This window comes from Bacteroides sp. 14(A), assembly GCF_000526555.1.
GTDB lineage: Bacteria > Bacteroidota > Bacteroidia > Bacteroidales > Bacteroidaceae > Bacteroides > Bacteroides cellulosilyticus.
In genome coordinates this window covers 247,751-259,868 of sequence record NZ_JAGH01000005.1, presented here as the reverse complement: position 1 = coordinate 259,868, position 12,118 = coordinate 247,751, and the positions used below count along the sequence as shown (strand labels likewise).

Sequence of the window (12,118 nt, the reverse complement as noted above, 5' to 3'; positions counted from 1 at the left end):
TTATTCATGGATAAAAACACCATTACAGGTCTTGTTTTAATAGCAATTTTGTTAGTCGGCTTCAGTTTTCTGAGTCGCCCCAGTAAAGAGCAATTGGAAGCACAGCAGCGTTATTATGATTCCATTGCGCTGGTACAGCAACGTGAAGAAGCGCTGAAAGCCAAAGCGGATGCAGCATTGGCCAATGAAAAAGATGTGGAAACTGTGGATTCCACTTCACTCTTCTTCAATGCCCGCCAAGGAACAGATTCGCTTATTACGATTCAGAACGACGTGGCTGAGTTGACCCTCAGCACCAAAGGCGGTTCCATATTCTCCGCTGTATTGAAAGAGTATATGGAACAGGACAAGAAAACTCCTGTAACCCTATTCACCGGAAACGATGTTTCCATGAATTTCCTTTTCTATAATAAAAAGGAAACAATACAGACTAAGGACTATTACTTCACCACTGTGAACCGTACGGACAGCACCGTAACAATGCGTTTATCAGCTGACAGTGCAAGTTATATAGACTTCAAGTATGCATTGCATCCCAATACCTACCTGGTAGACTTCAGCATCGATGCTAAAGGTATGGCAGATAAATTGGCAGCAAGCAATAACTATGTAGACATCGAATGGGCACAACGCGCCCGCCAGATCGAAAAAGGTTATGTATATGAGAACCGTTTGTCTGAACTGACTTATAAAATGCTGGGAAATGGCACAGACTACTTGTCAGCCAATAAGGATGATGAAAAAGAAGTGCCCGAACGTCTGGACTGGATTGCTTTCAAAAATCAATTCTTCTCCTCGGTATTCATTGCAGACGCTGACTTTGAAAAAACGAAGCTAGTCTCCAAAATGGAAAGAGAAGGCAGCGGATATATCAAAGACTACTCCGCCGAGATGAGCACGAGCTTTGACCCGACAGGTAAACAGCCTACGCAAATGTTCTTCTACTTCGGTCCGAACCATTACAAGACGCTGACTGCGCTGGATAAGGGACGTGATGAGAAATGGGAACTGAACCGTTTGGTTTATCTGGGTTGGCCGTTGATACGCTGGGTCAACAAGTGGTTCACCATCAATATCTTCGACTGGTTGTCCGGTTGGGGTCTAAGCATGGGTATTGTATTGTTACTGATGACCTTGATTGTAAAAGCAGTCGTATTCCCCGCTACCTGGAAAACGTATATTTCTTCTGCCAAGATGCGTGTGTTGAAACCGAAAATCGATGAGATCAATAAGAAATACCCCAAACAGGAAGATGCGATGAAAAAACAGCAGGAGGTCATGGGAATGTACAGCCAATACGGTGTGAGTCCGATGGGTGGCTGTCTGCCGATGCTGGTACAGTTCCCGGTTCTGATTGCATTGTTCATGTTTGTGCCAAGTGCTATTGAATTGCGTCAGCAAAGCTTCTTGTGGGCTGATGACCTTTCAACGTACGATGCATTCATCAACTTCCCGTTCAATATCCCGTTCCTGGGTAGCCACCTCAGTTTGTTCTGTTTGCTGATGACGGTTGTGAATATATTGAACTCCAAGTTCATGATGCAGCAACAGGATACCGGAGCCAACCCGCAGATGGCGGCGATGAAGTGGATGACGTATCTCATGCCGATTATGATGTTGTTCATCTTGAACAGTTATCCTTCAGGTCTGAACTATTACTACTTCATATCGACATTGATTAGTGTGGTGACTACTCTCATTCTGCGTAAGACTACGAATGAAGAGAAACTTCTTGCCCAATTGGAAGCCCGAAAGAAAGATCCGAAGAAAGCTAAGAAAACCGGCTTTGCCGCCCGCCTGGAGGCAATGCAGAAACAACAGGAACAGTTGTTGAAAGAGAGACAGAATAAAAAGTAAGTCTCCGCTTTTCATCACTTGATAATAAAAGCCGGGCAATTGATGTAATTGTCCGGCTTTCTTTCTCTTATAACGACTATAACTATAACTCAAATGAAAACTAAATATACCAACAAACAGATTTGGATGATAGCCTATCCGATCCTCATCAGTCTACTGATGGAGCAAATGATAGGTATGACAGACACAGCCTTCCTGGGACGGGTAGGCGAAGTAGAACTGGGAGCATCAGCCATTGCAGGTGTCTTCTACATGGTAATATTCATGGCAGCTTTCGGTTTCAGTATCGGAGCGCAGATACTCATTGCCCGGCGCAACGGTGAAAAGCAATACCGGGAAATAGGCGACCTTTTCTATCAAGGAATTTACTTTCAGATAGGACTGGCGGCAGTAATGTTCCTGCTCTCCTACTTCCTTTCACCAATGATACTGAAACGAATCGTTTCTTCCGAACACATCTATGAGGCTGCCATCAGTTATCTGAACTGGCGGGTTTTCGGAGCCTTCTTCTCATTCAGTGCAGTCATCTTCCGTGCTTTCTTCCTGGGAACTACACAGACCAAGACACTGACACTCAATTCCATAGTCATGGTATTGAGTAACGTAGTTTTCAACTATATACTGATTTTCGGTAAATTCGGCTTTCCTGCGCTCGGCATTGCAGGTGCCGCCATCGGTTCATCACTTGCAGAGCTGGTTTCACTGATATTCTTTATCCTCTACACCCGTTACCGCATTGACTGCCGTAAGTTTGGACTGGACCGTATTCCGAAGTTCCGCCCGGAGATACTTAAACGCATGCTGAACATTTCCTTCTGGACCATGATACAGAACGTCTTCTCCTTGTCCACCTGGTTCTTGTTCTTCCTCTATGTGGAGCATCTGGGAGAACGGTCGCTCGCCATCACGAACATTGTCCGGAGCATATCCGGCATTCTGTTCATGGTAATGATGGCATTTGCCTCAACCTGTGGTTCATTGGTCAGCAATCTCATCGGTGCAGGAGACAAAGACTGCGTGGCAGGCACTATCCGGCAGCATATACGCATTGCATACCTGTTCACATTGCCGCTAGCACTGTTTTTTGCACTGTTCCCAAAACTTATACTGGGAATCTATACGGATATACCCGATTTACAGGATGCAGCCGTACATTCACTTTGGGTAATGTGCTCGGCATATCTGTTTCTCGTACCTGCCAATGTATATTTCCAGGCAGTATCAGGAACGGGAAACACGCGCACGGCTCTGGTCATGGAACTAATAACGCTCGTCTTCTATGTTGCCTACATCACATACATCATTCTTTACTTGAAACTTGATGTAGCCCTGTGCTGGACATCGGAAATGGTATACTCCATTTTTATACTATTACTTTGCTGGTGGTATATTAAAGGAGGACGATGGCAAGAAAAACGCATATAATTTGTATATTTGTCGCAAAATAACCGTAACGAACAACATACATGAAACAAGTAAATTTATTGCTTATGTCAGCAGCTATGACATTGGCTGCCTGCGGCGGAACAAAGGACGCAGGGCAAGCCGGAGTACCGCTTATCGAGCGGTCGGACATCCAGATTGAAGGTAAACGCATGACTCCCGAAGCTCTCTGGGCCATGGGTCGTATCGGTGGTGTAGCCGTATCCCCCGATGAAAAGCAAATTGCTTACACAGTAGCTTACTACAGTGTACCGGAGAACAAGAGTAACCGTGAAGTCTTCGTGATGAACACAGATGGAACAGGCAACAAACAAATCACCCACACTCCCTGGCAGGAAAACGAAGTGAACTGGATAAAGGGTGGCACTAAACTGGCGTTCCTTTCCAATGAAGGTGGCAGCAGCCAGTTGTGGGAAATGAATCCGGACGGCAGCGGGCGTAAGCAGCTAACTCAATATGATGGTGACATCGAAGGTTATTCTTTCTCTCCCGACGGCAAGAAGTTGCTTTTCATTGCACAGGTGAAAACTAAACAAAGTACTGCGGATAAATATCCCGATCTCCCTAAAGCGACGGGTATCATCGTTACTGACCTGATGTACAAACACTGGGATGAATGGGTAACCGGTGCTCCGCATCCTTTTGTAGCTGATTTTGATGGAAACGGTATCAGCAATATAAAGGATATACTGGAAGGAGAACCTTACGAAAGCCCGATGAGACCTTGGGGTGGCATCGAGCAACTGGCATGGAGTCCTGCCGGAAACAAGGTGGCATATACTTGCCGTAAGAAGACCGGTCTGGCTTATGCCATCTCCACCAACTCGGATATTTATATCTACGATCTTGCAACCAAGAAGACAGACAATATCACCGAAGAAAACAAAGGTTATGATACAAATCCTCAGTACTCTCCCGATGGTAAATACATTGCCTGGCAGAGCATGGAACGTGACGGTTATGAAGCTGACCTAAACCGCCTCTTCATCATGAATCTGGAAACAGGTGAGAAACGTTTCGTCAGCAAGGAATTCGAATCGAACGTAGATGGTTTCTTGTGGAATAAAGACTCTAAGAGTATTTATTTCATCGGTGTCTGGCATGGTGAAACACAGATTTACAATATCGATCTTGCTGCCAACGATAAGGTTACGCAGTTGACAGACGGTATGTATGATTATGCTTCCCTCGCCCTTGCAGGAGATAAAGTAATCGCTTTACGCCACTCAATGAGTATGGGTGATGAAATCTATGCCGTATCTGCCACCCGCAACGGGGATGCTTTTGCCGAAGCAAAACAACTGACCTTCGAAAACAAGCAGATTTACGACCAACTGGAAATGGGTAAGGTTGAAGCTCGCTGGATGAAGACTACAGACGGCAAACAGATGCTGACATGGGTTATCTACCCGCCACAGTTTGACCCGAATAAGAAATACCCTACCCTCCTGTTCTGTGAAGGTGGTCCGCAAAGCCCCGTAAGCCAGTTCTGGAGCTATCGCTGGAATTTCCAGATTATGGCTGCCAACGACTATATCATCGTAGCTCCCAACCGCCGCGGACTTCCGGGCTTTGGAGTGGAATGGAATGAAGCCATCAGTGGTGATTACGGTGGTCAGTGTATGAAGGATTATTTTACAGCTATCGACGAGATGGCTAAAGAATCGTTTGTAGACAAAGACCGTCTCGGTTGTGTAGGTGCCAGCTTCGGTGGTTTCTCCGTTTACTGGCTCGCCGGACATCATGACAAGCGCTTCAAAGCATTCATTGCACATGATGGCATCTTCAACATGGAAATGCAATATCTGGAAACAGAAGAGAAATGGTTTGCCAACTGGGATATGGGTGGTGCATACTGGGAAAAACAAAATCCGGTAGCTCAACGCACATTTGCCAACTCTCCGCACCAGTTTGTAGACAAATGGGATACACCTATCCTTTGCATTCATGGCGAAAAAGACTACCGTATTCTAGCCAACCAGGCAATGGCTGCTTTTGATGCCGCCGTAATGCGTGGTGTTCCTGCCGAGCTACTGATCTATCCGGATGAAAATCACTGGGTATTGAAACCTCAGAATGGTATCCTCTGGCAACGCACATTCTTTGAATGGCTGGACAAATGGTTGAAATAAAAAACAGACGATTGAAGGCTCCTGAAACAGACCATCTGTTAGGGATGAACAGACCGTCTATTTGATACGAACAGGAAGGTGTGTCAAAACTGGAAAGTAACTTAATCTCCCCTCCTCCCGGGAGGAGGGGTGCCCAAAGGGCGGGGTGGTAGACAAACATATAACTTTAGATAGTACTGCATTATGACACATCTTCCTGTTTTTTATCTCTGCATCAAGCCCTGTAATTCAAGGCATAAGCATTGTTTTACTTCTTCCATCGGCACCTCCCGTTTCAGCTCCTGTTGCAGCGAAGTGACTCCTTTATCTATAAAGCCGCAGGGGTTGATATAACTGAAATATCGTAAATCAGTATTCACATTCAGCGCCAATCCATGCATGGTAACGAAATGACTGCTACGCACGCCAATAGCGCATATTTTACGCGCACGCGGCGTATCTCCCTCCAGCCAAACACCGGTTGCTTTCTCCAACCTCCCGGCAGCAATGCCATAAGAGGCACATACACGGATGACCGCTTCTTCCAACAAATGTACATACTCTTTCAGCCCCAACGAGAATTCTTCGAGATTCAGGATAGGATAACATACCAGTTGTCCCGGACCATGATATGTGATATCACCTCCACGATCTATATGATAGAGCGTAGCTCCTATCTTCTGAAGTTGTTCCTCACTCAACAGCATATTTCCTTCTTTACCGCTACGACCTAAAGTATAGACATGCGGATGTTCACACAAAATGATGTGATTTTCATACTCTTCCCCTGCCTGCTTGGCACGAATAAGAGCATCAAACCACTCCGTTTGCCGGGTCCATGCATCGGCATACGGAATAATATTCCAGTCTGTTACATTCAGTTTCATGCCGACAAAGTTAAGACTTTAGGGATAAAATCGTATATTTGCCGACAGCAAAATGAAAAAAGATGAAACATAACTTCCCACAAGTAGATTTGCCGGTTGAAATGCTGGCATGGAGAGATGTTACAGAAGATATTCTGAATCTCTATCGCCAGTCATGCCGTCTGAAGGCATGTATTTTTGCATTATGCACTGAAGGGACCATTACAGCATCCATCAATCTGATGGAACATGAAATAAAAAAGAATGATCTGATCATTCTGATGCCGGGAACTATCTTACAGCTCAATGAGCAAGTAGAAAAAGTACGGCTTTGCTTCGTAGGTTTCTCCAGTCACTGCGTCAACGGTATTAATCTATTGCAGGCTACGATGGGATCTTTCTCCAAAATATGGGATAATCCGATTGTAAATGTCAGCGACTTAATAGCATCCTACTTCGTGGATTACTTTGCACTACTGACACGTATATCAATCTCCCATCCTACCGCCACCAGTACCGCAATGGCACAAAGTGTGCTCCACAGCATTTTGCTTGGAATTAATGCCCTTTATGCCAATCGTCCGCAAAGCATTCTTGCCAAAAGCCGCAAAGAGGAAATCTGCCAAAAATTCGTACAACTGGTTATTGAAAATTATATGACTGAGAGACGTGCTCAATTCTATGCCGACAAGCTGGGAATTTCATTGCAGCATCTCAGCACTACCGTAAAGCAAGTAACAGGAAGGAATGTACTCGAAATTATTTCGCATGTGGTGATTACAGACGTCAAAGCACGGCTGAAATCCACAGACATGACTATTCAGGAAATAGCCTATTCACTGAACTTCCCCAGTGCCTCTTTCTTCGGAAAGTACTTTAAGAGGCACATGGGGATGAGTCCGTTGGAATATAGAAATAGTTAGTATCTTAAACGAAGGCTGTTCAAGACTACCGATACACTGGAAAATGCCATAGCGGCACTTGCCAACATGGGGTTCAGCAATAATCCATTGATTGGATAAAGCAATCCGGCAGCAATAGGAATACCTATCAGATTGTAAATGAATGCCCAGAACAGATTCTGATGAATCAAGCGCACCGTCTGCCGGGAGAGATTGAATGCTTTCGGCAACAGCAACAGATCCGAAGTCATAAGAGTGACCATTGCCACATCCATGGCAATGTCCGTTCCTTTACCCATGGCAATGCTTACATCGGCACAAGCCAAAGCCTGTGAATCATTGATACCATCACCCACCATAGCTACCGTCTTTCTCTGAAGTTGAAGCTGGCGTACAAACTCTTCCTTATCATCCGGCAAAGCATCGGCAATATACTGGATATTGCCTAATCGTCCGGCAACAGCAGAAGCAGTACGTTCACCGTCTCCCGTCAGCATATAAACTTCAATACCCTGGGTACGGAGTTCGCGAACAGCCTCAGCGGAAGTCGCCTTTATCTGATCTTTGATAGCAACAATCGCAAGCAATTCATCCTTGCGGCCAAAGTAAACGATGCTACAACCGTCCGACTCGTATTGAGCCAGCATTTCTCCCAAAACATCAGTCAGGGTGGCATGGTAATCTTTCAACAACTTGTGGCTGCCTGCCCAATACTCAGCACCCTGATAAGTCACTTTAATACCCTTACCGGTAATACTTTCAAAACCATCCAGAGTTGCAGGAACAATGTTCTCTTGTTCTTGCAAGGCAGTGACAATAGCACCAGCCAGCGGATGCTCCGATTTAAGCTCGGCAGCCAGAAGAATGTCTTTATAATGTCCTTCCTGCGGCTGTGCCCATAACCAACCGGCAACGGTAGGATGCCCTTCAGTCAATGTACCGGTCTTATCCAATACCACAACATTTACCTTTCGCATCTGTTCCAGTGCCACAGCATCTTTTATCAGAATATGATGATCGGCAGCCTTACCGATACCTACCATCAAAGCCGTAGGAGTAGCCAGTCCCAATGCACAAGGGCAAGCAATCACCAATACGGAAACCGCTGACAGCATGGCATGTGAAAGCATATCCACACCACCAAAGAACATCCAGATAAAGAATGTCAGGACAGACAAACCCAGTACGACAGGAACAAAGATACCCGTCACTTTATCTACAATACGCTGCACGGGAGCCTTACTGCCTTGCGCTTCCTGCACCATACGGATGATACGCGCCAGCACTGTTTCTCCACCTACTTTCTCGGCACGGATTATGAACGATCCTTTCTGATTGATGGTTCCGGCCAACACATGCGAGCCAATCTTCTTTTCTACCGGAATAGGCTCACCGCTTATCATGCTTTCATCTACATAAGAGTCACCTTCGGTCAGAAAACCATCCACAGGGATTTGCTCACCGGGGCGGACACTCACCAGATCATCGATGTTCAATTGATCCAAAGGTACATCCAGTTCTTTACCGTCGCGTACTACACGGGCTTTCTTAGGTTGCAAACCCATCAGTTTGCGGATAGCAGTGGAAGTATTTCCCTTCGCACGTTCCTCCATGAGTTTACCCGTCAAAACGAAGGCGATGATAACCACAGCAGCTTCGTAATAGACATGAGGCTCCAATCCACGGTTATACCAGAAATCGGGGAAGAAAGTATTAAAGACGCTGAACAGGAAAGCAATGGATGTACTTAGTGCCACCAGTGTATCCATATTGCTGCGTCCCAGACGTGCTTGTTTCCAGGCACCGGTATAGAATGGCGTACCGAACAATACCAATACAGGAATAGCAAGTACCATCTGTATCTCGTTAGAATAAGGTACATGCATGAAGACCATGGAAAGCAACAACAGGGGAACAGCAAAAATCCACGCTCCTATCACCCGCGTTTTCAAGCGGTGATAGCGTTTCTGTTGTTCTTCTTCCTGGCGTTCTTCAACATGCTCTTCCTCCATGATGAGGTCATAGCCCGCAGCCAGTACGGCAGCACGAATTTCTCCGGGTGTCAGTTTGTCCGTCTCATAGGAGACAGACAATGTATTGGAAGCAAAGTTGACCGAAGCATCTGCAACGCCCACCAACTTGCGAACTGTCTTTTCTACGTTATTGGCGCATCCCGCACAATGCATGTTCAGCACGGGAAACGTCTGTTTTTTTAAATTACCCATATATTGTTTTTATTTCAAGTTTTATATCAAAACAATCTCTACAGGCCGTTTGTTCGACTACTTCTTGTCCTCTTGTTTCGTTTCTTTCACGAATTCAGCTTCGTAGTTGAACTTCTTGAAACCGGCTTTCAGTTTATCCACAGTTGTCTTTTCAGCATCATAAGTAATGGAAACTGTTTTCGTTTTCAAGTCTGTAGAGAATTCTTTTACTCCTTTCTCAAATTTAATGTTATTCTTCACCTTCCGTTCACAGTTTTCGCAATGCATCTGTGAAACTTTAAAGACAGCTGTACGGATATCTTTTGCCATTACTGCCGTTACACTCAACAAAGCTACTACGAGGGCAGCCATCATTCTTTTTGTTTTCATAATCAATTTAGTTATTAGTTATTAGTTATTAGTTTCTTGCCAGGTTAAACCTCAACCCGATATATGCTTTCGCCCCGTGCATCGGTCCCCACACCATGGTAGCATCGAAATTCTCTCCCCATGGGTTAGAAGCATCGATTATCGGATTCTTCTGCTTAAAGTTCGTCAGGTTCTCACCGCCGATATAAACAGACCAGCGACGGAAATAGCGCGTCACCTGCGCACTGAGTTGCTGGAAACTACCGTAACGACGTTCCCACGAAAGACTTCCGTCAGACAGTTCATAAGGATCGGGCATCCTTCCACCACCATTCAACTGCAAGGTAGCATCGAATTGCCACAAGCCCAGAGGAGTCTGATAAGAAGCAGTCAACAAGCCTTTATATTTACCAGTAAGTGGCTTCTCCATTAATTTACCATTATAGGTAGTTTTCGCGTCCGTCAAACGGTAAGCCGCAGTCAAAGTGAAGCCTTTGAACAACGGATAATTGGCTTCTACCTGGAATACATGCGAATAAGAACGCCCATCCAGATTGTAAAAAGCCACTTCATGCGGATTGCTGTCCATATCCACTACTACCTGTTTCAGAAAATCCGTATAGTAATATTCTGCATTCACATTCAGCGTCTTACCGAAAAGGGGGATATAAGTCGAAACACTCGCACCGTAATTCCACGCTTCCTCCTGGTCTAGATGAGAAGCAATCTTCATCTTGCGGCTACTTGCCAGAAGATAATTATTCTCCGCCAATACATGATTCGTACGATATCCCTTGCCGGCAGACAAACGGAAATGCAGATATTCATTCGGATTATATTTGACGTGGGCACGCGGCGTCACAAAGAAGCCGTACTCACTACTGTAATCTCCCCGAATACCTCCCATCAGCATCAACTGATCGTTCAGATTGAATGTATATTGGACATAAGCTCCCGGAACAGACTCCTTCACAAATTTCTTCGTCAGCCCTTCTTCTGCCTGATTCGTCAGCCGATAGTTCTGATCGTAACCATCATAGTTGAAACTTAATCCGGCAGACAGACTATGCTGCTTACTGAGCTCCGTTTCAAATAGCAGCGAAGCATAAAAATTACTCTGATCCACATCATACAGTTTACGCCCGTAATTGGCATCCTGATTATGCAACGTTCCCTGTAAAATCAAAGCAAGATTCGTATTTTTCTCTTTGTCGAAGATATAAGCATTCTTCGTGAACGCTTCGTAACGATTTGTTTTGATACCTATTTCATACAGGTCATGCGAAGGAGTATTTCCGTGTGCAATCTGACCGCTGTTTCGAGTTTCATGCAACGCCTTTATACCTGCCTGGAATACATAGTGGTCACCCATATATGCCCATCGGTTCCAGACATTATATTGCTCCACACGAGGTATATCTACAAAACCATCATCATTAGAGTCATGAGATTTCGTCTCATTCTCATAATGTGCCAACAAAGAAGTGCTCCATCGCTTCGACAACTTTACCGTAGCATCCGCATTGGCTTCATAGCGGTTCGTACTACTGGCAAAAAGATTTGCCGACACCCAATCCGCTTCCGGCAATTGAGGCTTCTTGAATTCTACATTGATCTGTCCGGTTATGGACTCATATCCATTCTTCACGGACGAACTTCCTTTGCTGACCTGTATACTCTGCATCCACGGCCCGGGTACGTATCCTAAACCATAAGGAGCGGCAGCCCCCCGGAAATTGGGAATATTTTCAGTCATCATCTGCACATACGTACCGGAAAGTCCTAACAGTTTAATTTGTTTGGCTCCCGTAGCTGCATCCGAGTAACTGACATCCACGGAAGGATTCGTCACAAAACTCTCTCCCAGGTTACAGCAAGCCGCACGTGTCAGTTCGGCACTACTGATCATATCTTCATTCATCACACTGGTGCGCAGTTTCATAGTTCCCAATTTGCGGGTCACTACATTTACTTCACTAAGTTCCACTCCTTCACGAAGAACAATATCAAGTTGTTGGTTTCCTTTGTCTACATGTATCGTGTCATTCTCAAAACCAATAAAGCTAACTACAAGCATGTGGCTGCGAGCAGGCTTATGAATTGAAAAGTTACCGTCTTCATTGGTAGTTACTCCATTGGTTGTATTCATCCAAAACACATTCGCTCCCGGAATAGGTTCTCCGGCAGCATCTTTTACGACACCTGTTACTTGCGCCTGCAAAAAATTAAAAGTAAAAAGTGAAATTAATAAGAATATATATTTCATATATCTGAATTCATTTATTAAGGGTACAAAAATAGGATATATTTCATGCAACAAGGTTGCAAGACTATCCAGCTATCAATTCTTTAAAAGAGAACGTGCA

At 45.0% G+C, this 12,118-nt stretch carries 8 protein-coding genes; 4 read left to right on the top strand and 4 right to left on the bottom strand.

The window, feature by feature from the left end:
- The first annotated feature begins 6 nt into the window (after positions 1–6).
- From yidC to K429_RS0123795, 3 genes are all read left to right on the top strand, one after another.
- Positions 7–1,857, top strand: a complete 1,851-nt coding sequence (yidC, locus tag K429_RS0123805; protein ID WP_007213691.1) for a membrane protein insertase YidC — start codon at positions 7–9, stop codon at positions 1,855–1,857.
- Between the two features lie 93 nt (positions 1,858–1,950).
- Positions 1,951–3,282, top strand: a complete 1,332-nt coding sequence (locus tag K429_RS0123800; protein WP_007213690.1) for an MATE family efflux transporter — start codon at positions 1,951–1,953, stop codon at positions 3,280–3,282.
- A 41-nt stretch (positions 3,283–3,323) separates the two neighbouring features.
- Positions 3,324–5,432 (top strand): S9 family peptidase, encoded by a 2,109-nt coding sequence (locus K429_RS0123795; RefSeq protein WP_029328331.1) that lies wholly within the window; start codon positions 3,324–3,326, stop codon positions 5,430–5,432.
- Between the two features lie 203 nt (positions 5,433–5,635).
- Here K429_RS0123795 and lipB read toward each other — a convergent pair whose 3' ends face one another.
- Complete coding sequence (gene lipB, locus K429_RS0123790; RefSeq protein ID WP_007213688.1) at positions 5,636–6,298, bottom strand: lipoyl(octanoyl) transferase LipB; 663 nt, start codon at positions 6,296–6,298, stop codon at positions 5,636–5,638.
- 62 nt (positions 6,299–6,360) lie between these two features.
- Here lipB and K429_RS0123785 point away from each other — a divergent pair, with 62 nt between their 5' ends.
- Entirely contained in the window at positions 6,361–7,200 is an 840-nt protein-coding gene (locus tag K429_RS0123785) for a helix-turn-helix domain-containing protein (protein WP_007213687.1), read from the top strand.
- On the opposite strand, the gene K429_RS0123780 is transcribed toward K429_RS0123785, so the two are convergent.
- From K429_RS0123780 to K429_RS0123770, 3 genes are read right to left on the bottom strand one after another with little or no spacing between them, the layout of a single operon-like run.
- On the bottom strand, positions 7,197–9,404 hold the full coding sequence (locus K429_RS0123780) for a heavy metal translocating P-type ATPase (RefSeq protein ID WP_029328329.1): 2,208 nt from the start codon (positions 9,402–9,404) through the stop codon (positions 7,197–7,199). The two genes, K429_RS0123785 and K429_RS0123780, sit on opposite strands and share 4 nt — an antisense overlap.
- Before the next feature lie 57 nt (positions 9,405–9,461).
- On the bottom strand, positions 9,462–9,773 hold the full coding sequence (locus tag K429_RS0123775) for a heavy-metal-associated domain-containing protein (RefSeq protein WP_007213685.1): 312 nt from the start codon (positions 9,771–9,773) through the stop codon (positions 9,462–9,464).
- 28 nt (positions 9,774–9,801) lie between these two features.
- Complete coding sequence (locus K429_RS0123770) at positions 9,802–12,018, bottom strand: TonB-dependent receptor (protein WP_022210667.1); 2,217 nt, start codon at positions 12,016–12,018, stop codon at positions 9,802–9,804.
- Positions 12,019–12,118 lie beyond the last annotated feature (100 nt).